Origin of the sequence: Streptomyces violens, from assembly GCF_000717745.1 — a bacterium.
In the GTDB taxonomy this organism is placed as follows: Bacteria; Actinomycetota; Actinomycetes; order Streptomycetales; family Streptomycetaceae; genus Streptomyces; species Streptomyces violens.
Genome location: NZ_JOBH01000002.1, coordinates 478,377 through 498,310 on the forward strand (window position 1 = coordinate 478,377; position 19,934 = coordinate 498,310).

At 73.6% G+C, this 19,934-nt stretch carries 16 protein-coding genes; 3 read left to right on the top strand and 13 right to left on the bottom strand.

Annotated elements, in window-relative coordinates; translation table 11 throughout:
• Positions 1-114: 114 nt before the first annotated feature.
• Both IF04_RS0105510 and IF04_RS0105515 read right to left on the bottom strand, forming a co-directional pair.
• On the bottom strand, positions 115-1,044 hold the full coding sequence (locus IF04_RS0105510; protein WP_030251739.1) for a phosphotransferase family protein: 930 nt from the start codon (positions 1,042-1,044) through the stop codon (positions 115-117).
• A gap of 310 nt (positions 1,045-1,354) precedes the next feature.
• Positions 1,355-1,582 (bottom strand): hypothetical protein, encoded by a 228-nt coding sequence (locus IF04_RS0105515; RefSeq protein WP_030251742.1) that lies wholly within the window; start codon positions 1,580-1,582, stop codon positions 1,355-1,357.
• A gap of 606 nt (positions 1,583-2,188) precedes the next feature.
• Here IF04_RS0105515 and IF04_RS39500 point away from each other — a divergent pair.
• Positions 2,189-3,823: a protein kinase domain-containing protein gene (locus IF04_RS39500; protein ID WP_037958307.1), complete on the top strand. Its 1,635-nt coding sequence runs from the start codon at positions 2,189-2,191 to the stop codon at positions 3,821-3,823.
• Between the two features lie 73 nt (positions 3,824-3,896).
• On the opposite strand, the gene IF04_RS0105525 is transcribed toward IF04_RS39500, so the two are convergent.
• From IF04_RS0105525 to IF04_RS0105565, 9 genes are all read right to left on the bottom strand, one after another.
• The gene (locus IF04_RS0105525; RefSeq protein WP_030251747.1) at positions 3,897-4,718 is read right to left on the bottom strand and encodes a TrmH family RNA methyltransferase; all 822 of its coding nucleotides are present in this window, start codon (positions 4,716-4,718) and stop codon (positions 3,897-3,899) included.
• Positions 4,719-4,962: 244 nt separating this feature from the next.
• Positions 4,963-6,210 (bottom strand): uroporphyrinogen-III C-methyltransferase, encoded by a 1,248-nt coding sequence (gene cobA / locus IF04_RS0105530; RefSeq protein ID WP_030251749.1) that lies wholly within the window; start codon positions 6,208-6,210, stop codon positions 4,963-4,965.
• Between the two features lie 161 nt (positions 6,211-6,371).
• A complete protein-coding gene (gene cobT / locus IF04_RS36475) occupies positions 6,372-10,439 on the bottom strand; it encodes a nicotinate-nucleotide--dimethylbenzimidazole phosphoribosyltransferase (RefSeq protein WP_030251751.1) in 4,068 nt (1,355 codons plus the stop codon).
• A 239-nt stretch (positions 10,440-10,678) separates the two neighbouring features.
• Positions 10,679-11,899, bottom strand: a complete 1,221-nt coding sequence (gene cbiE / locus IF04_RS0105540; RefSeq protein ID WP_030251754.1) for a precorrin-6y C5,15-methyltransferase (decarboxylating) subunit CbiE — start codon at positions 11,897-11,899, stop codon at positions 10,679-10,681.
• 94 nt (positions 11,900-11,993) lie between these two features.
• Complete coding sequence (locus tag IF04_RS0105545; protein ID WP_030251757.1) at positions 11,994-12,629, bottom strand: GNAT family N-acetyltransferase; 636 nt, start codon at positions 12,627-12,629, stop codon at positions 11,994-11,996.
• 212 nt (positions 12,630-12,841) lie between these two features.
• Positions 12,842-13,690: a MetQ/NlpA family ABC transporter substrate-binding protein gene (locus IF04_RS0105550; RefSeq protein ID WP_030251760.1), complete on the bottom strand. Its 849-nt coding sequence runs from the start codon at positions 13,688-13,690 to the stop codon at positions 12,842-12,844.
• Positions 13,691-13,754: 64 nt separating this feature from the next.
• Positions 13,755-14,483 carry a methionine ABC transporter permease gene (locus tag IF04_RS0105555; RefSeq protein ID WP_030251762.1) on the bottom strand — a complete coding sequence of 243 codons (729 nt, stop codon included), beginning with the start codon at positions 14,481-14,483 and terminating at the stop codon, positions 13,755-13,757.
• Positions 14,480-15,535 carry a methionine ABC transporter ATP-binding protein gene (locus tag IF04_RS0105560; protein WP_030251765.1) on the bottom strand — a complete coding sequence of 352 codons (1,056 nt, stop codon included), beginning with the start codon at positions 15,533-15,535 and terminating at the stop codon, positions 14,480-14,482. Before IF04_RS0105560 ends, IF04_RS0105555 begins: the two co-directional genes overlap by 4 nt.
• A 420-nt stretch (positions 15,536-15,955) precedes the next feature.
• Positions 15,956-16,597: an HAD-IA family hydrolase gene (locus tag IF04_RS0105565; protein WP_030251768.1), complete on the bottom strand. Its 642-nt coding sequence runs from the start codon at positions 16,595-16,597 to the stop codon at positions 15,956-15,958.
• A 160-nt stretch (positions 16,598-16,757) separates the two neighbouring features.
• Here IF04_RS0105565 and IF04_RS0105570 point away from each other — a divergent pair, with 160 nt between their 5' ends.
• Together IF04_RS0105570 and IF04_RS0105575 are read left to right on the top strand one after the other, a co-directional pair.
• A complete protein-coding gene (locus tag IF04_RS0105570; protein WP_030251770.1) occupies positions 16,758-17,126 on the top strand; it encodes a hypothetical protein in 369 nt (122 codons plus the stop codon).
• On the top strand, positions 17,119-17,553 hold the full coding sequence (locus tag IF04_RS0105575) for a hypothetical protein (protein WP_030251772.1): 435 nt from the start codon (positions 17,119-17,121) through the stop codon (positions 17,551-17,553). The genes IF04_RS0105570 and IF04_RS0105575 overlap by 8 nt, the downstream gene beginning before the upstream one ends.
• Positions 17,554-17,629: 76 nt before the next feature.
• Here the strand turns inward: IF04_RS0105575 and IF04_RS0105580 are convergent, their stop codons facing one another.
• Together IF04_RS0105580 and IF04_RS0105585 are read right to left on the bottom strand one after the other, a co-directional pair.
• Positions 17,630-18,133 (bottom strand): GNAT family N-acetyltransferase, encoded by a 504-nt coding sequence (locus IF04_RS0105580; protein WP_030251774.1) that lies wholly within the window; start codon positions 18,131-18,133, stop codon positions 17,630-17,632.
• Between the two features lie 487 nt (positions 18,134-18,620).
• Positions 18,621-19,769, bottom strand: coding sequence for a glycerophosphodiester phosphodiesterase (locus IF04_RS0105585; protein ID WP_030251777.1), 1,149 nt, complete (start codon positions 19,767-19,769; stop codon positions 18,621-18,623).
• Positions 19,770-19,934: the final 165 nt, after the last annotated feature.

Consider the following 19,934-nt stretch of genomic DNA (forward strand, 5'->3'; position numbering starts at 1 on the left):
GACTCTCATCGCGCCTCAACTGCCCCGGTACGTAACAGCTTGTCACCAGACCTGGTACGTAACAGCTTGTCACCAGACCTGGTACGTAACGGTTTGTCGCCGGAGCAGGCGTCATCAGGCCATGCGCGCGCAGGAGTCCACGAGCGCGGTCTCCACTTCGTCCAGCGGGCGGCCTTCCGGGGCGGCCTTGGCGAGGGCCAGGGCGGCGGTCTGGACCGTCAGGGCGCGGGCGGGGACGTCGAGTTCCGGCCACGGGTCGCCGTCGGGGCGGACGGCACGGCCGCCGGCGGCCCGGTATGCGCCGAGGAATCGTGTCCACACCTCGGGCGCGAGCAGGCCGCTCGCGAACCAGGCGGCGGGCCGGGCGAGATCCCAGCCGGCCTCCCCCACGCCGAGGTCGTCGACGTCGATGAGCAGCCAGCGCCCGTCCGGCACGGGGTGCCGCACGAGCTGGCCCAGGTGCAGGTCGCCGTGGCAGAGCAGGCCGGGGCCCGGCGCGGGCGCCTCGTCGCGCGCCCAGGGCGGCAGCGCGGCCCAGCCGCCCTCGACGGCGCGTGCCGCGGCCGTCAGGGACGGCACGGCGGCGGTGGGCGCGGACCGCATCCGGGCCAGCGCGCGGGCGGCCTTGGCCGGGCCGCGCATCGGCGGGACCGGCCCGGGCAGTGTCTCCGGGTCGACGGCGTGCAGCCGGGCGAGGAGCCGGGCCGCGTCCTCCCAGGGCGCGGCGTCCGGGTCGTCGGGCGCGACCGGCCGGCCGTACGGCCAGCGGGTGAGCGGGCGGCCGTCGTCGTACCGGACGAGGTAGCCGTCCGGGCCGGTGACGGGCAGTGGGGGCAGCAGCGTGCCGTGCAGGCGGGGGTGGGCGGCGATGCGCAGCCGGACGGCGAGCGCGGCGGCGTCGCAGTCGGGCGCGTGCGCCTTGGCGACGGTCCGCCCGCCGCTGACCACGGTGCCGTCGGGGCGGTCGGCGAGGACGACGTGGGCCTCCTCGGGCCCGGGCGCTTCGGAGAGTGCCGCGAGGCGGCGTATCAGGGCGCGGGACATCGTTCCCTCTCGTGCGTACGGAACCGGTTCGCGGCGCACGCCGGCCGGCCCCGCCGGAGGGATGGTACGCAGGGCTACCTGGGCGTACGTGCGTGAGGGCCCTGGCATCCGGCGCCCGGCTCCTGGGCGCCGGCGGCTTGGCGCCCGGCGGTACGGCTCCGGACGCGCGAAGGCCGGGCATCTCCCCAGATGCCCGGCCGTTCGTGCCGTCCGCCGCACCCCCGTCCCCACGGGGTCAATCGGCCGGAGGTGTGTCCCCGGAGCGCCGTACGCCTCCGGTCCCGGACCGCTCTTCCGGGACCGGCGCGCGTCAGCGCCCCAGCATTCCGGCCACGGACGACGCCTGTGTGACGACCGCTTCCCAGCCGCCGAAGACGACGGTCAGCAGCGCCGCCAGCGGCAGCACCATGGCCACCGCCACCAGCGGATGGCGGGGACCGGACGGCTGCCGGCCGCCGAACGCGGCAGCCATCCTGCGCCCCTGTGTACGGAGGACCGTGTGCGTCCGGAGAACCGTGCGTCCCGCCGTGTCCGCCATCGCCCCGTCTCCCGTTCGTCGTGGCGGCGGCGGGCGTCCAACCTCGGGGGACGAGTGCTTGCGCCCACCGCCTGACCTCCACATTAGGCAGCCGGCGGCCCCGGTACGTCAGCCCGACGTACCGATCGGCGGGCCTCCGGGAGGATGAGGCCGAGGCCCCTCATCTACTCCCCTGGGTGGAGATCCAGTACCGGCTTTCGGGGAGAACCCGGAGGAGGCGCCCGACTGCGCCCGGTGACACCCCTTTCGCGTGACTTCGGTCACGCGCGCCGCTCCCCCGCCGGCCGCCGGCCCGGCCCGTGGGCCGGACCGCCACGCCGCACCGGGCCGCCCGTCCCGGCACCCCCGCGGCGGCACCGCCGGTGCACCGCCACCCGTCCGCGCGCCAAACTCCCTGCTGTGCCCGAAGCTTGGGAGCGCGGCGCGGAACTCGGCGCGCAGGGAGGCCGATTCCGGGTCCGCCACGCACACCGTACGCGCGCCGCCGGCAATCCATGGCCGACGCATGCGCGGCCTGACAGCGCGGCGCCCCGTCAATCCGTAAGCTGTGGCACGTCAGACGGATGCAGCGGAGTGGGGCCTCCCCACCGCAGGTAGGGGACGGACATGGCGATGATGCGGCTCCGGCGCGAGGATCCGCGGGTCGTCGGCTCGTTCCGGCTGCACCGCCGGCTGGGCGCCGGCGGGATGGGCGTGGTCTACCTCGGGTCCGACAAGCGCGGCCAGCGGGTGGCCCTGAAGGTGATCCGCCCGGACCTGGCCGAGGACCACGAGTTCCGCTCCCGGTTCGCGCGCGAGGTGCAGGCCGCGCGGCGTATCCGGGGCGGCTGTACGGCGCGGCTGGTGGCGGCCGACCTGGACGCGGACCGGCCGTGGTTCGCGACCCAGTACGTCCCGGGCCCCTCGCTGCACGACAAGGTCAACGACGAGGGTCCGCTGCCCCCGGCGCAGGTCGCCACGATCGGCGCCGCGCTCTCCGAGGGGCTGCTCGCCGTCCATGACGCGGGTGTGGTCCACCGTGACTTGAAGCCTTCGAACATCCTGCTGTCCCCCAAGGGCCCGCGGATCATCGACTTCGGCATCGCCTGGGCGACCGGCGCGAGCACGCTCACGCACGTCGGCACGGCCGTCGGCTCGCCCGGCTTCCTCGCGCCCGAGCAGGTGCGCGGCGCGGCCGTCACGCCGGCCACGGACATCTTCGCGCTGGGGGCCACGCTGGCGTACGCCTGTACCGCGGACTCGCCCTTCGGGCACGGCAGTTCCGAGGTCATGCTGTACCGCGTCGTCCACGAGGAGGCGCAGCTCGCCGGGGTGCCGGAGTCGCTGGCGCCGCTGGTGGCCGGCTGCCTGGCCAAGGACCCGGCCGAGCGGCCGAGCACGCTGACGCTGTCGCTGCGGCTGAAGGAGATCGCCGCGCGGGAGGCGCACGGGCTGTCCGACGGCCCGGTGGACGGGCTGCCCGGCGAGATGCTCCGTACGGAGCGGGGCGGGCCCGAGCGGCCCGGTGGGCGCCGGGCGGAGGACTTCGTACGCCAGCGTGCGGACGAGCGGCACACGCCGGGGCACGGCACGGGCACGCCGCGTCCGCAGTCGTCTTCGCGCCCCTCGGTCTCCCGCCCGGCCGGTTCGCGGTCGGCGGCGGGCGCGAACGACGGCTGGCCCCCGGCGCCGGGCCCGAACGGCGGACGGCAGGCGGCGGGCTCCAACGGCAGGTCGGCACCGGCCGGCTCCAGCGGACGCTCGGCCGCCTCCGGCTCGAACGGCCGGTCCGCGCCCGCGGGCTCCAACGGCCGCTCGGCCTCCCCCGGCTCCAACGGCCGGACGGCACCCGCGGGCTCCAACGGCCGCTCGGGACCCGGCTCCAACGGCAGGTCAGCGGGCCCGGGCTCGAACGGCCGGTCCTCGGCCCCGCACTCCAACGGGCGCTCCGGCGGCCGCTCCTCGGGCCGGGTGCCCGGCGCGCGATCGGCTGGGCGAAACGGTTCACGTCCGGCCAGGACGACCTCCGGCGGCCGCCGCCCGGCGGGCCCGGACCGCAGACTGCTGCGCCAGCGGCTCATCGTGTTCGTGACGGTGACGCTGCTCGTGGCACTGGGCATCGCGGCTGCCCAGGGCTGCCAGGGACCCACGCGCGGGCTGGGCGTACTGGGCTCGGGGCACGGGCAGGGGACGCACGCGACGGACGCTCAGGTGCCGGGTACGTCACCTGGTACATCAGCGGACGCTGACCCTCACCCGTAGTACGAAGCCCACACGTAGTACGAGGCTCAGGACGTCCCCGAGTACAAGCTCAGGCCGCGCCCGAGTACGAGGCTCAGGCCGTCCCCTGCCGCCCCGTCGCCACCGCGTAGAAGGCGACCGCGGCGGCCGCGCCGACGTTCAGCGAGTCGACGCCGTGTGCCATCGGGATGCGGACCCATTCGTCCGCCGCAACCAGGGCCTGCCGGGACAGCCCGTCGCCCTCGGCGCCGAGCATCAGCGCGGCGCGCTCCAGGCTGTGCGGCGCGGCCTCGTCGATCGGGGTGGCCTTCTCGTCGGGCGTGAGCGCGAGCAGCTTGAAGCCCGCCTCCCGTACGGTCTCCAGGCTGCGCGGCCACTGCTCCAGGCGCGCGTACGGTACGGAGAACACCGCCCCCATGGACACCTTGACCGACCGCCGGTAGAGCGGGTCGGCGCAGTCCGGTGACAGCAGTACGGCGTCCATGCCGAGCGCCGCCGCGCTGCGGAAGATCGCGCCGATGTTGGTGTGGTCGTTGACGGCTTCCATGACGACGACGCGGCGCGCGGAGGCGAGCAGCTCGCCCGCCTCCGGGAGCGGCTTGCGCTGCATGGAGGCGAGCGCGCCGCGGTGCACGTGGTAACCGGTCACCTGTTCGGCGAGCTTGGGGTCCACCGCGTACACCGGGGCCGGTACCTCGTCGATCACGTCGCGCATGACGTCGACCCACTTGGCGGAGAGCAGCATGGACCGCATCTCGTATCCGGCGTGCTTGGCGCGCCGGATCACCTTCTCGCCCTCGGCGATGAACAGCCCCTCGGCCGGCTCGCGGCGCCGCCGCAGCTCGACGTCGGTGAGGCCGGTGTAGTCGCGCAGCCGGGGGTCGTCGGGGTCGTCGACGGTGATGATGTCTGCCACGGGTTCGATCGTGCCTTGTCGTCGTCGCGGTTCCCATGCCGGGGACCGCATTTGTTACCTGCGGTTACGGGCGGCGGCTGGAAGGGCCGCCGCGGGAGGCGGGCGGGGGGGCGGCCTGTGGACAACCGCTGCCCGCGCCCGCGCCTCCTGTATAACCCCAGTTAAAGGGGGGCCAGGTGGAGAAGCGTCACTGCGGCTTCGGCTTCGGCTTCGGCTTCGCGGGGTGACGGTCCTCCTCGGCGTTTCAGCTGCTCGGGGCGAAGGTCTTCGCCGCGTTCACCACGTCGCCGATGACGATCACGGCCGGCGGGCGGACGTCCTCCTCCTTGACCCGGGCACCGACGGTCTCCAGGGTGGCGTCGACGCGGCGCTGGGTGGCCATCGTGCCCTCCTGGATCACGGCGACCGGGGTGTCGGCGCCGCGGCCGTGCTGGACGAGGGCCGCGGCAATGGCGGCGATCTTGTCCACGCCCATCAGGATCACCAGCGTGCCACGCAGCTTGGCGAGCGCCGCCCAGTCGACGAGCGAGCGCGGGTCGTCCGGCGCGACATGGCCGCTGACCACGGTGAACTCATGGGCCACGCCGCGGTGCGTGACCGGCACGCCGACCGCGCCGGGGACGCTGATGGAGCTGGAGATGCCGGGCACGACCGTGCAGGTGATGCCCGCCTCGGCCAGCGCCTCGGCCTCCTCCATGCCGCGCCCGAAGACGAACGGGTCACCGCCCTTGAGGCGGACCACGGCCTTGCCGGCCTGCGCGTGGTCGATGAGCGCCTGGTTGATGGCCTCCTGGGCCATGTACCGGCCGTACGGGATCTTCGCCGCGTCGATGACCTCGACGTGCGGCGGCAGCTCGTCCAGCAGGTCGCGGGGGCCGAGCCGGTCGGCGATCACTACGTCGGCCTCGGCGAGCAGCCGGCGGCCGCGCACCGTGATCAGGTCGGGGTCGCCGGGGCCGCCGCCGACCAGCGCGACGCCGGGGGTACGGCGGCGGTGGTGCGGCGCGGCGATCGTGCCGTCCCGGAGGCCCTCGACGATGGCGTCGCGGACGGCGGCGGCGCGGCGCGGGTCGCGGCCCGCGCCCTCGGTGTTCAGGACAGCGACGGTGACGCCCTCGCTGCGGCCGGTGGCCGGCGTCCAGGCGGTGGCCGCCTCGGCGTCGTCGGAGCGTACGGCCCAGACGCGGTTCTCCTCGGCCTCCTGGGAGGCGGCGGCGTTGGCGGCGTCGTCGTCGGTGGAGATCAGCGCGTACCAGGCGTCCGCGAGGTCGCCGGGCCGGTATCCACGCCGCTCCCAGGTCAGCTCGCCGGCGTCCGCCATGGCCTCGACGGAGGGGGTGGCGGACGGCGAGACCAGCAGGATCTCGGCGCCGGCGGCGATCAGTGCGGGCAGCCGGCGCTGGGCGACCTGGCCGCCGCCCAGCACCACGACCCGGCGACCGGTCAGGCGCAGGCCGACGGGATAAGCGGCGTGCTCGGAGGGAACGGCCATGACGGTACGGCTCCTTGTGCGGGTGATGCGGGGCCGCTTCGGCACTGGAGCGGCGTGAGGGTGGTGGTGCGGCCGGTGCGGCGGCCACGCGTCCCGGCCCACAGCCTATTTGGCTGCGGGCCGGAGGTCATGCGCGGGCGGGCCGGAGGGCCCGGGTGGGGTCAGCCCTTCTCGGTGACCCCTGCGGCGTCGAACGTGGCGACCTCGTGCATCGCACGCGCCGCGCTCTGCACGATCGGGAGCGCGAGGAGCGCGCCGGTGCCCTCGCCGAGGCGCAGGTCGAGGTCGACCAGCGGGCGCAGGCCCAGCTTGGTCAGGGCCGCGACATGGCCGGGCTCGGCGCTGCGGTGGCCCGCGATGCAGGCGGCCAGCGCCTCGGGCGCGACGGCCCGCGCCACCAGCGCTGCCGCGCCGGCGCTCACGCCGTCCAGGATCACCGGCGTACGCAACGACGCGCCGCCGAGGATCAGGCCGACCAGCGCGGCGTGCTCCAGGCCGCCGACGGCCGCGAGGACGCCGATCGGGTCGGCCGGGTCCGGCTGGTGCAGTTCGAGGGCGCGGCGGACGACGTCGACCTTGCGGGCGTGCGTCTCGTCGTTGATGCCCGTGCCGCGGCCGGTGACCTCGGCGGGGTCGGTACCGGTGTACACGGAGATCAGCGCCGCCGAAGCGGTGGTGTTCGCGATCCCCATCTCGCCCGTGAGCAGCGCCTTGTTCCCGGCCGACACCAGGTCGCGGGCGGTCTCGATGCCGACCTCGATGGCCTTGAGGACCTCGTCGCGGGACATCGCGGGCCCGGCGGTCATGTCGTCCGTACCGGGGCGGACGTTGCGGGGCAGCAGGCCGGGCGTGGCCGGCAGCTCGGACTTCACGCCGACGTCCACGACGCAGACCTCGGCGCCGACCTGGTTCGCGAAGGCGTTGCAGACCGCGCCGCCGCCGAGGAAGTTCGCGACCATCTGGCCGGTGACCTCCTGGGGCCAGGGGGTGACGCCCTGCGCGTGCACGCCGTGGTCGCCCGCGAAGATCGCCACCGCTGCGGGCTCCGGGACGGGCGGCGGGCACTTGCGCGACAGGCCGCACAGCTGCGCCGAGATGATCTCCAGCATGCCGAGCGCGCCGGCCGGCTTGGTCATCCGCTTCTGCCGCTCCCACGCGTCGCCGAGCGCCTTGGCGTCCAGCGGGCGGATGCCCTGCAGCGTCTCCTGGAGCAGGTCGTGCGGCTCGGCGCCGGGCAGCGCGCGCCGCCCGTACGTCTCCTCGTGCACGACCCAGGACAGCGGGCGGCGCTTGGACCACCCGGCCTGCATCAGCTCGGGCTCCTCGGGGAACTCGTCGACGTACCCCACGCAGAGGTACGCGACGATCTCCAGGTGCTCGGGCAGGCCCAGCTCGCGGACCATCTCGCGCTCGTCGAAGAAGCTGACCCAGCCGACGCCGAGGCCCTCGGCGCGGGCGGCGAGCCAGAGGTTCTCGACGGCGAGCGCTGAGCTGTACGGGGCCATCTGCGGCTGGGTGTACCGGCCGAGGGTGTGGCGGCCGCCGCGGGTGGGGTCGGCGGTCACCACGATGTTGACCGGCGTGTCGAGGATCGCCTCGATCTTCAGCTCGCGGAACTGCTTCGCGCGCGCCTTGGGCAGCGACTGCGCGTACGCGTCGCGCTGCTGCATCGCCAGCTCGTGCATCCGCTCGCGGGTCTCGGCGGAGCGGATGACGACGAAGTCCCAGGGCTGGGAGTGGCCGACGCTGGGGGCGGTGTGCGCCGCCTCCAGGACGCGCAGCAGTACGTCGTTCGGGATCGGGTCGTTCCGGAATCCGTTACGGATGTCCCGCCGCTCCCGCATCACACGGTGCACGGCGGCCCGCTCCTCCTCCGCGTAACCGGCGGCGGGGTCTGTGGGGCGGGGGGTTGCCTCGGGCTCGCCTTCGGCGTCGGGGGCGGTTTCGGGCTCGGCTTCGGCGTCCGGCTCGACCTCGGGGGTCGACTCGGGGTCCGACTCGGGGTTCGCTTCCGGGGTGGCCCCTTCGGCTTCGACCTCGGGCTCGGCTTCGAGGGCCGGAGCGGGCTCCGCCTCGGGCGCGGCTTCCGGCTCCGCCTCGGGCGCGGCCTCGGGCTCCGCTTCGGTGGCGGGCTCTTCGGCCTCGGCGGCCGGGGCTTGCTCGGCCTCGGGGGCGGCGGTCTCCGGTACCGGGGCGGACTCGGCCTCGGCCTCGGGGACGGGCTCGGCCTCGGGGACGGGCTCGGCCTCGGGGACCTCGGTGGACTCGGTCTCCGATACCGGAGCGGGCTCGGCTTCCGGTACCGGAGCGGCTTCGGGCTCCTCCGCGGGCGCGGCTTCGGCTTCGGCCTCGGCCGGGGTCTCGCTGTCGGCCTCGGGGGCGTCGGGGACCGGCGTGGCCTCTTCCGCCTCGCTCGTGGGAGCGGGTTCCTCGGCGACGGCTTCGGCAACCGGCTCCGCCTCGGGCGCAGCCTCGGGCTCCGGCTCGGCGACCTCGGGGGCCGCTTCCGCGACGGGCGCCTCCTCAGGCTGCGCAGCCACCTCGGGCTCCGGGGCGACCTCCGCCTCCGGGACGACCTCCGCCTCGGGCGCGGCCTCCGCCTCGGGCGCGGCGTCCTCCGGTACAGCCTCAGCGGCCGCTTCAGCTGCCTCCGGGGCAGCCTCAACGACGGCCTCCGCAGCGTCCTCCGGGGCGGTGCCCTCCGGCGCGGTGTCCTCCGCAAAGGCCGCGTCGATCGCAGCCTTCGCGGCCTTCGCCTTGGCCGCCGACCGCGACGCCCGAGCCCGCGGCACCTTCGCCTCGGCAGGCTCGGCAGACTCGGCAGCTACAGCGTCCTCCGCACGCTCCACACCCTCCGGAACCTCGTCACCGAGCTGCAGCAGCTCGGCGGCGTCCTGCGCCTCGGTGGGCGCGGTGGGCGCGGCGGCCTGGACCGGCTGTGCCTCGGCGACGGGCGCCTGGGGCTCGGCCACGGCCTGCTCTTCGTTGTGCACGTGTTCCTCTGCTACGGGCTCCGCAGCGGGCTGCTCCGCGCCGGCCGATGCGGCCTCGACGGGGCCCTGCTCGGCCTCGGTGATGTTCTGCTGTGCGTCGGCGCCGACGGCGGCCTCCGCCTCGGCCGCCGGCTCCGGCACCGCGGGCGTCTCGTCCGGTACGGCCTCGGTCTGGCCCGGCGCATCGTGGCCCGCGGCCTCCGTCTCGGCGTGCGGCGCGGCGACCCCGTGCTCGACGGGCTCCTGCTCGCCCGGCATCTCGGCCGGCACCTCGGCCTCCGCCGGCGCCTGCTCCGAAGCAGCCGGCTCCTCGGCCACGTCGGTGCTCTCGGTCACCACATCGACCACAGCCGCACCAGCGGCCTCCACAGCCTCAGCGGCACCGGCCTCCGTGCCAGCCGCAGCCGCACCGCCGACCGGCTCGGCCCCCCAAGCCGGCATCTGCGCCGGAATGGCCGCACCACCGGACTGCGCCGGCTCAGGCGCCGGCTCGGGCTGCGGCTCCGGCATCGGCAGCGGGCCGGCGGCCTGCGCGCCTTCCTCCGGGAGCGGCCCGGGGACCGCCTCCGGCAGCGCACCCGGCTCCTCGCCCGGCGCATCCTCCCGCGGCGCGTCCTCACGGGGTGCATCGTCGCGCGGTACGTCCAAGTACTCGGGCCCCACGGTCGGCGGGCCCGCGTGCCGCACCGGCGGCTGCGGGGTTCCGGCCGGGCCGCGGTCGGCGAGCGAGCGCACCACGCCACCGGTGTGCGCCTCCGGGACGGGCGGTCCCATGTGCAGCGGCCGGCGCGCGGGCGTGCTCTGCTTCGGGAGCGCGCCCTGCCCCGGCATGGCGCCGGGCGGCGTCGCGACCGGCTGCGGCGCGGCGGGCTGCGGCTGGGCCGCCTCCGGGCGGCCCGCGGCCTGCTCCTCGCCGTACGTCACCGTTTCGTACGGGGTCGGGTCGTACGCCGCCACCGGGTCGTACACCGCACCCCGTCCCGGGGTGTAGTCGACGTACGGGGCCTGCGGCTCGCCGTGCGTCTGCTGCTCGCTGCCCCAGGCGCCCTGCGCGCCCGGCATCAGCAGGTCGTCGTCCTCGGCCTGCTCGGCGGTGTCGAGGTACGCGTACGCGTCGTGCGGCTGCTGCGGGCCGGCGTCGGCAGGGGCGGGAGCGGCCGCCGGGAGCGGCCCTCCGGGATGTCCGCCTGCGTTCTCCGGCAGTCCCTCGCCCGGGACCTGGCCGGTGTCGGTCATGCGTACCCCTCGCCCATCGGTAGTGCTCCTTCCAACCGCTCGTCCGACGCGCTCGACCGCGGCACGCGCCGACCGCCCCCATAGCTAGAACGAGCGAGCGCGCCTCGCGGCACGTCCGCCCTCAAGAGCATCTTGTGCTGTCAAAACCTCGGACTTTTCCGGATATTGACGCACGACTCCGATCGCGGAACGGCGGCGCAACGATCCGCCAGCCTACCTCCCGCGGGTGACTGATCCGGTCAGGGGTGATGCACGCGGTAACCGCACACGAGGAAGACGACCGCCCGCTCCCGCTCCACCCATACAGAGGTGTCCAGCTCGACCGACTGCAGGAGCGCGCACTCGACTTCGTACCCTCCGTCGGCCAGCGCGCGGCCGAGCGCCTCCGCTTCGTCGCGGGTCGAGGCGTGGGTGACGATGCGTTCGGGGCGGCGGGCCGCGCACGCGGTGACGACGGCCGTGCCGCCGCCCCCGATGCGGACGACGTCCGGCTCCGGGAGGTCTTCGAGTACCTGGGGCGCGCGGCCGTGCACGACCTGGAGCTGTACGCCGTACCGGCGGCTCACGGCAGTCGTGCGGGCGCAGGCGTCCTCGTCGGCGTCGACGGCGATGACGGCCGCGCCGAAGCGGGCCGCTTCCACGGCGGCGGCGCCGGAGCCCGCGCCGATGTCCCACACCAGGTCGCCGACGGCGGGCCCGAGGCGGGCGAGCTGGGCGGTGCGGAGCTGGCCGGACTCACCCTCCGTCAGGCCGCCTCCGTACGCGCTGTCGGAGAGGCCCCAGCCGCGCGGCCCGGAGGGGTAACCGACCTCCCGGCCGGCGAGCCAGCCGGTGCCCTGCGCGGCGGCGCTGCCGGCCGGCCCGCCCACCACGATGACGACGTTGGGGTCGCGCCATACGTGGTCGGCGGCCTTGTCCGAGGTGAGGACCGTCACCTGTTCCTGGGTGGTGCCCAGCGCCTCGCAGATGACGAAGGTGCGGTGCACGCCGCGCAGCAGGAGGGCGAGTTCGGCGGGGCCCGCGCCGGGCGAGGTGAGGACGGCGACCTTGGTGTGGGCGCGGCAGACGTTGACGGCGCGGCGCAGGTCGCGGCTGTGTGCGACGACGATCTGGGCGTCGTCCCAGGGCATGCCGGCGCGGGCGAAGGCGGCGGCGACGGAGGAGACGGCCGGTACGACCTCGACTTCGAGGCCGTGTTCGGGTGCGCGCAGGGTGCGGACGACGCCGAAGAAGCCGGGGTCGCCGTCGGCGAGTACGACGGCGGTGCCGCGGTGCTGGGCGATGCGGCGGGCCGCGAGGCCGACGCTGCCGAGCCTGATCCGCTCGGCGGCGGGCGGTACTTCCTTGAGTGCCAGGTGGTGGGCGGCGCCGGCCACCAGGGTGGCCGCGCTCAGTGCGGAGCGCGCGGCGGCGGTCAGAGGCGAGCCGTCCCACCCGATCACGGTGACGCGGTCGGCCATCTGCGGAGGTCTCCTGGTCTCGTCGTGCGGGCGTGGATCAGGTGAGGGTACCCCGGGCGCCCGGCCGTACCGCGGCGCCCTTCCCCGGCGTCCCTCAGCGCCACTCCGGATACGCGAAGCCGCCCACGTCCTCCGTCCGGTCCGGCAGGCCGTCGAAGTCCTCGGGCAGCAGGCTCCACACGAGGAGGTCGGTACGGATGTCCGTCCAGCCCCCGTCCTCGGTGCGGGAGCGGGCTATCCAGGCGTTGCGGAGCACGCCTTCGCTGATGCAGCCGAGCTTCTGGGCGACCTGCTGGGCGGCGGAGTTGTCGGCGGGCGTGCGCAGTTCCAGGCGCTCGAACTTCTGGTCGCGGAAGAGCCACTGCGCGACGGCGAGCGCGGATTCGCAGGCGTAACCCTCGCCGCGGGCCCAGGGGGCGGTGATGTACGAGAGCTCGGCGCCGCGTATCCGCCAGTCGGTGTGGTCGATCCGGACGGAGCCGACCAGGCGCTGGGTGAGGAATTCGGTGACGGCGAAGGCGAGTCCGCGGCCCGAGGTGCGCACGGCCGGGGCGCCCCTGGTCACCCACTCCCGGGCGTGCGCCGTGGTGTACGGGAAGGGCTGGGCGGTCCAGGCGGCGACCGCCTCGTCGTTCATCATGTCGCCGAGCGCGGGGATGTCCGTGTCGTCGAAGGGCCGCAGCACCAGACGCTCCGTGCTGATGGAGATGTCCGGAAAGGTGGATGTCATGCAGCTGCTCCCACGCCGTGGACCGTAAAGCTCCGTAAAGCTCCGCGAATACGTTCGGGCGCTCCCGCCCGTCTTGAGTGCACAAGCATGCAGCATCTGCCTGCGAATGTGCCAAGTATGACGGCCCGTATCTGCGCTGATAAGGCAGGTACGGGCCGTCGTACGGGCGCGTGACGGGGTCAGCTCAACGTGCTGCTCACCGTGCTGCGGGGTCAGCTCGCCTTGCTGAAGGAGGGCAGCACCGAGCCGTCCTTGTAGTGCGTCTCGATGTACTTCTTGACCTGGTCGGAGTTGAGCAGCTTCGCGAGCTTCTGCACGCGCGCGTCGTTCTTCTCGCTCTTGTCGACGGCGAGGAAGTTCGCGTAGGGGCTGTTCTTGGCCGACTCGATGGCCAGGGAGTCCGACTTGGGGCTGAGCTTGGCGGCGATGGCGTAGTTGCCGTTGATGACCGCGGCGTCGTAGTCGCTGAGCTGCGGGGCCAGGAGTTCCGCCTTGGACTCCTTGATGGTCAGGCCCTTCTTGTCCGCGATGTCGTTCAGACCGGGGATCGCGGGGGCGTCGGCCTTGAGCTCGATGGCGCCGGCCTCGTCGAGCAGCTTCAGGGCGCGGGCCTCGTTGCTGGCGTCGTTGGGCACGCCGACGGTGTCGCCGGACTTCAGCTCGGAGAGCTTGTCGTACTGCTTGGAGTAGACGCCCATCGGCTCGACGTGGACGTTGACGACGGGCTCGATGTCCCCGTCGTTCTTCTTGTTCCAGTCGTCCAGGAATTCCTTGGTCTGGAAGTAGTTGGCGCCCAGGCTGCCGTCCTTGGTCGCCGGGTTGATCAGCTGGTAGTCGTCGAAGGTCTTGACCTGGATCTTGAGGCCCTCCTTGGGCGCCAGGTCCTTCTTGACGTACTCCAGGATCTCGGCGTGCGGGACGGAGGTGGCGCCGACGACGAGCGGGGAGCTCGCGTCGTCCTTCTTCTCCGTGTCCGGGTCCGAGGGGGCGCTGCAGGCGCCGAGGGCGAGGGTGAGCGCGGCGGCCGCGACGGCGCCGGTGAGCTTGACGGTGTTACGCACGAAGAGTGCCTTTCTTACAGGTGGTGTTCCGCCCGGCAAAGGGTCCGGGCTCCGGGGTGGTGGCTCAGGCGGCCTCGTCCGCGGTCTCGCGGGCCTTGGGCAGCTTCAGCAGGCGTACGGGGGCGGCGGCACGGGCGCCGCGGCGGGCGAGCCGCCGGACCACCAGGTCGCCGATGAGCTGGACGACGGTCACGATCAGGATGATCAGTACCACGGTGACCAGCATGAAGCGCGTGTCGTACCGCTGCTGGCCGTAGGTGATCGCCGCGCTGCCCAGGCCGCCGGCGCCGAGCGCGCCGGCCATCGCGGAGTAGCTGATGATCGTGATGACGGTGTTGGTGAGGCTGGCGACGAGCGAGGGCAGCGCCTGCGGGAGCAGCACCTTGAAGACGATGGTCCAGGTGCCGCCGCCCATGGACTGGGCGGCCTCGACGAGCCCGCCGTCCACCTCGCGCAAGGAGGTCTCCACCAGGCGCGCGAAGAAGGGGACGGCGCCGACGGCGAGCGGCACGACCGCGGCCGAGGGGCCGATGGAGGTGCCGACGACGAACCGGGTGAACGGGATGATCGCAATCATCAGGATGATGAAGGGCAGCGACCGGCCGATGTTCACGACGACGCTGACGACCTTGTTCACCACGGTGTTCTGGAGCTGTCCGCCGCGGTCGGTGAGGACCAGCAGGACGCCGAGGATCAGGCCGCCGATCACGGTGTAGACGGTGGACCACCCCACCATGAAGAGGGTGTCGAGGATGCCGTCGTGGAGGACCGGCTGCATGTCGTTCCAGTTCACTTGGCGACCTCCTTGGTCAGCACGGTGGCGTCCGGCGTCTGCGGGGCTGTGCGCCCCACGACGTCGACCTGGAGGCCCTGCTCGCGCAGGAAGCCGATGGGTACGACGTTGTCCTCGAAGCGGCCGGGCAGCTCGATGCGCATCCGGCCGACCTGCTTGCCGCCGACGGTGTCCATGGCGGCGCCGAGGATCGACACGTCGACGTTGTAGGTCCGCGAGAGGGTGGAGATGACCGGCTCGGTGGCCGCCTCGCCGTGGAAGGTGACGTCCACGACGGTGCGGTCCTCGGCCGTGGCCTCGCCGGTGACCGGGAACAGCTCGGTGGCCAGCTCAGAGCCGGGCGTGGCCAGCAGCTCGGAGACGGTGCCCTGCTCGACGATCCGGCCGCCCTTCATCAGGGCCGCGGAGTCGCAGATCGTCTTGACGACGTCCATCTCGTGGGTGATGAGCAGGACGGTCAGGCCGAGCTGGCGGTTGAGGTCGCGCAGCAGCTGGAGGATGGAGCGGGTGGTCTCCGGGTCCAGCGCACTGGTGGCCTCGTCGGAGAGCAGCACCTTGGGGTCGCCGGCGAGCGCGCGGGCGATGCCGACGCGCTGCTTCTGGCCACCGGAGAGCTGGGCGGGGTAGGCCTTGGCCTTGTCGGCGAGGCCGACCAGGTCCAGCAGCTCCAGCGCCTTGCGGGCGCGGTCGCGGCGGCCGACCTTGAGGATCTCCAGCGGCAGCTCGATGTTGTCCTGGACGGTGCGCGAGGACAGCAGGTTGAAGTGCTGGAAGACCATCCCGATGTGGCTGCGCGCGGCACGCAGTGCGGGGTTCGCCCGCTGGCCGCGTCCGGCGAGCGCGGTGAGGTCCTGGCCGGCCACGGTGACCGTGCCGGAGGTGGGGCGCTCCAGGAGGTTCACGCAGCGGATGAGCGTCGACTTGCCGGCGCCGCTCTGGCCGATGACGCCGTACACCTCGCCCTCGCGGACGTGCAGGTCGACGCCGTCCAGCGCGGTGACCTCCCGGTCGCCTGAGCGGTAGACCTTGGTGAGGCCCGTAGTGGTGATCACAGGGATATCCGTCATGGTCGAGTGCTCGGCGGCTCGTCCGCCGGGCACGGGGCATTCATTGCGGAGTGCGGCATGGGGATCGCGGAGGCATGCGGGCGGCGGGCGCCCGGCTCCGGGGTCCGGTGACGCGGGGCGGCCGGGAGTGCGTACGGAGCGCGGGCGTACGGGAGGTACGGAGCGCTTCTGTACGGGTCGTCCGGCACATGGCAGCGGGTCTCGCTTCGGGGCGCGAGGCTCAGGCGGGGGCCCTCAGCGGTCACACATTCGACACAGGCAACGAGCACCGGGCGTCAGGTGCGCCTCGGTCGCGGGGGTGCGGCAGCTCGTCGTGGTCATGCTGGCCAGTAAACCAGACACGCGTACGGACCGATCAAGCCAGTCCGGATTCCGGACGGGCGGGATCAGTCCGTGGACAGCGGCTCAGCCGGCCGTCGTGATCTCCACGCCGCCCGCCGTGGCCTGCGCGGACACCGCGGACAGGTCCGGTACGACCACGTCGGCCACCAGCTCCTCCGGGCCGGTCGTTGTGGTCAACGCCACGGTCTTCGCGCCGGCCGCGCGGCCCGCCGCGAGCCCGGCCGGCGCGTCCTCGAAGACCGCGCAGCGGGCCGGGTCGACGCCCAGGTGCCGGGCGGCGAGCAGGAACGGCTCGGGGTCGGGCTTGCCGCGAGTGATGTCGTCGGCGGTGATCAGGTGCTTGGGGCGGATGCCGACGGCCGCGAGGCGGGCCTCGGCGAGCTTGCGGGTGGCGGAGGTGACCACGGCCCAGCGGTCGGCCGGGAGGGAGTCCAGCAGCTCACGGGTGCCGGGCAGCAGCACCACGCCGTCCGCGTCCGCGGTCTCCAGCTCCTCGATGCGGGCCAGCGCCTCGGGGGCACGCTCGGCGGGCAGCAGGTCGGCGACGATGTCGGCGGCGGGCCGGCCGTGCAGCTCGACCCGGGCGAATTCCTCGGTGACGCCGTACTCCTCGGCCCACCGCGCCCAGCAGCGCTGCACCGAGTCCATGGAGGAGACGAGCGTGCCGTCGTTGTCGAACAGGAGGGCGTCAACCGAGAGCTTCATGGTCGCCGAGCGTACGTGGTGCGCGGCGCCGCGCTCCGGGCCGGGGGCGGACGGCCGCCGGGCCGGGGCCGCGCGCGGGCGGGCGGCGGGCGCCGATTAAAGTCGGGGGCATGCCCCACAGCCCCACTGCGCGCAGCCGCGCCGCCGCGCGGAGGTCCCGGTGATCGACGCGCTGACGGTCGCGGTCGGCGTGACCGCCCTCGTACTGGCCGCCTGGTGCGGCTTTGCCGCGTACCGCGACGAACCGACCAAGGACTGGCACTTCATCGGGATGGCCGTCGTCTCGCTGCTCGCGCTCGTGCAGCTGGTGACCGGCATCGTGAAGCTGGCGGGCGGTGAGAAGCCCGACGACGGTACGGCGATCTTCCTGGCGTATCTGATCGGCGCGGCCGCGTGCGTGCCCGCCGCCGGGTTCCTGTCGCTGTCGGAGCGGACCCGCTGGGGTTCGGTGACCGTCGCGGCGGGCGCCGTGGTGCTGGCCGTGCTGGAGGTACGGCTGTACGACATCTGGGGAGGCGGCCATGGCTGAGCCCGCGACGACCACCACGAAGAACGCCGGCGGCCGGCTCTCCCTGGGCTCGGGCCCCGGCCGGCTGCTGGTCTGGCTCTACGGCGTCTTCACGGTCGCCGCCGCCTCCCGGGCCGCGTTCCAGCTGATCGCCCAGTACGACCGGGCGCCGCTGTCGTACATCCTGTCCGCGGTCTCCGCCGTGGTGTACGCCTTCATCCTGTTCTCGCTGGTCCGCGGCGGGGAGGCGGCGCGCAGGGTGGGCCTGGTGTGCTGCTGCCTGGAGCTGCTGGGCGTCCTCGGCGTGGGCACCTGGACGCTGCTGGAGCCGTCCGCGTTCCCCGACGACACCGTCTGGACGGGGTACGGCTACGGCTACCTCTTCATCCCGGTCTTCCTGCCGGTCACCGGGCTGCTCTGGCTGCGCCGCGGCCGCCGCGCGGACTGATTCGCCTCGCTCCACGGCCGCGGGCCCCGTACGTGCTGATGCACATACGGGGCCCGCGGCACATTTTCGGGGAGGCTCAGGCGCTCGCCACGTAGGCCTGCGCGCTCGCGTCCTTCTCCAGCGTGATCAGGCTGAGCCGGCGGCTGACCTCTTCGGTGCCGACCTGGGCGTAGCCGCGGCTGCGGTACAGCCGGAGGTTGCCCTCGCTGCGGTGGCCGGTCAGCAGCCGGAAGCGGGTGACCGCGTGCTCGGCGGTCAGCCGCTCCTCGACGGCGGCCAGCAGCCGGCTGCCGAGCCCGTGCCGCTGCATCCGCGGATGCACGATCAGCTTGTCGATGCCGCCCACGCCGTCGGCGTCGACCGCACCGCGCACGGAGCCGACGACCTCGTCGCCGAGGCGGGCGACCACCACGCATCCGTCGCGCATCTCGGCGCGCAACTCATCGAACGTCTGCGTGAGCGGCTCGATCGAGTAGTCGTCGTACAGCGCGGCCTCGGACTGGTAGCACAGGTACTGCAGCTTGAGGATCTGCTCGGCGTCGCTGTCGGTCGCCGCAGAGATGGTCACGCTCATGCCCATGCGTGCTGGCCTCCCCTTTTCGGTTCGGTGAGCCCGGGTGCCATGAGGGTGTGGTGCGGCGCCCGGACGGATCTGCCCTGACTTGATGGCACCACGGGATGCGCGGCGCCGCCATGGCGGGGTCAACGCTCCTTTCCCCGGAGTTCAGGAAGCCCAACCTCCGCCGTCAGCATTCTGCGCAGACATGCCGGACAACGGGAACGGAGCGACCCCATGCTCTCCTGTGACATTCCCAACTCAGATGAGAACTCACGGTAGGCCGGATCGCCGCCCGCCGACAGAGCGCGTACCAACTCCTGGCAGCGGCCCGGCAGTTGAGCGCAGTTGAGCAGCGACGGCGAGCAGCGCGCGGCGCCGCTCGGCATCGAGGCCGGCGGCTGGGTGTCGCGCGCGGGCTCGGCCGGCGGACCGGCCATTCGGGTGTACGGGAGCAGCACGCACGGGCGGGGGCCATCGACCCCCGCCCGCTGTCACGCCGTGCGCGCGGTCAGCGCTTGCGGAACTCCGCGGCCGCCAGCAGCGCGGTGTCCGGGTTGTCGGAGAACAGCCCGTCGATGCCGGTCGCGAAGAGCGCCTTGAAGTAGGCGAGGGAGTCGCCGTACGCGGCCGGGTCGCTGCCCTTGCGCAGGTCGACCGGGAGGAAGGTGTTCTCGTTGCGGACCGTGTACGGGTGCAGGACCAGGCCCGCGTCGTGCGCGTCCTTGACCACCGAGGAGGGCGTGCCGAGCTTGCCGTCGGCGGTGCGCGGGATGATCACGGTGAGGTCCGGGCCGATGCCCTGCGCGAAGGAGGCGATCCAGCGCAGCCCCTCGGGCGCGACCAGGTCGGCGACGGTGCGCTTGTCGCCGGCCTCCTTGAAGTCCCACGGCTGGCTCTTGAGCGTGCTGAGCAGTACGACCTTGGGGCAGTCGACCAGCTTGTCCAGCCGCTGGATGCTGCTCGGCTCGAAGGACTGCAGGAAGTTCGGGGAGTCCTTCTTGTGCCGGCCGTACTGGCGCAGCAGCTTGGCGAGCGGCTCCTCCAGGCCGAGGCCGAGCTTGCGGAAGTAGGTGGGGTGCTTGGTCTCGATGTGCAGCCAGATGCGGCGGCCGCGCTTCTTGCCCTCGCGCTCGGCCCACTGGAAGACCTCTTCGAGGGTGGGGATGCCCCAGCGCCCGTCGTAGAGGGTGTTGTGCTGCCGGGTCTGCGGGATGCGCTCCTTGGCGCGCAGGGTCTTCAGCTCGGCGAGCGTGAAGTCCTCGGTGAACCAGCCGGTGAGCTTAGTGCCGTCGACCGTCTTGGTCGTCTTGCGGCCCGCGAACTCCGGGTGGTCGGCGACGTCGGTGGTGGCGGTGATGTCGTTCTCGTGCCGGCAGACCAGGTGGCCGTCCTTGGTGGGGACGAGGTCCTGCTCGATGATGTCCGCGCCCATGTCCAGGGCGAGCTGGTAGGAGCCGAAGGTGTGCTCGGGGCGGTAGCCGCTCGCGCCGCGGTGGCCGACGACCAGCGGGACGGGCAGTTCACCGCCGCCGTGACCGCCGTGCCCGCGCCCGGCCGCGATCGCCGTACCGGCCCCGCCGCCCAGCACCGCTGCTCCGGCGCCGAGCGCCGCAACGCTCAGTACGGTCCGCCGCCCGGGTCGCTGCGCCTTGTCCATGTTGTCCCCGACTCCTCATGGTCCTGTGATGTGCGGCACCTGCCGGTGCCGGGGTGATGGTAGGCCCCTACAGCTTTCCAGTGGGAGACATCCGACCGAACACGCGGGTGAACGCAGATGACGCGTGAGGGATCTGTTCCGGCCACTCGCGAACGTCCGTACGCA

Coding starts and splice junctions, on each gene's coding strand:
- cobT (WP_030251751.1), bottom strand. CDS start 10,439: ATGACCGACACCGGCCAGGTCCCGGGCGAGGGACTGCCGGAGAACGCA.
- IF04_RS0105515 (WP_030251742.1), bottom strand. CDS start 1,582: ATGGCGGACACGGCGGGACGCACGGTTCTCCGGACGCACACGGTCCTC.
- IF04_RS0105585 (WP_030251777.1), bottom strand. CDS start 19,769: ATGGACAAGGCGCAGCGACCCGGGCGGCGGACCGTACTGAGCGTTGCG.
- cobA (WP_030251749.1), bottom strand. CDS start 6,210: ATGGCCGTTCCCTCCGAGCACGCCGCTTATCCCGTCGGCCTGCGCCTG.
- IF04_RS39500 (WP_037958307.1), top strand. CDS start 2,189: ATGGCGATGATGCGGCTCCGGCGCGAGGATCCGCGGGTCGTCGGCTCG.
- IF04_RS0105565 (WP_030251768.1), bottom strand. CDS start 16,597: ATGAAGCTCTCGGTTGACGCCCTCCTGTTCGACAACGACGGCACGCTC.
- IF04_RS0105580 (WP_030251774.1), bottom strand. CDS start 18,133: ATGGGCATGAGCGTGACCATCTCTGCGGCGACCGACAGCGACGCCGAG.
- IF04_RS0105575 (WP_030251772.1), top strand. CDS start 17,119: ATGGCTGAGCCCGCGACGACCACCACGAAGAACGCCGGCGGCCGGCTC.
- IF04_RS0105545 (WP_030251757.1), bottom strand. CDS start 12,629: ATGACATCCACCTTTCCGGACATCTCCATCAGCACGGAGCGTCTGGTG.
- cbiE (WP_030251754.1), bottom strand. CDS start 11,899: ATGGCCGACCGCGTCACCGTGATCGGGTGGGACGGCTCGCCTCTGACC.
- IF04_RS0105510 (WP_030251739.1), bottom strand. CDS start 1,044: ATGTCCCGCGCCCTGATACGCCGCCTCGCGGCACTCTCCGAAGCGCCC.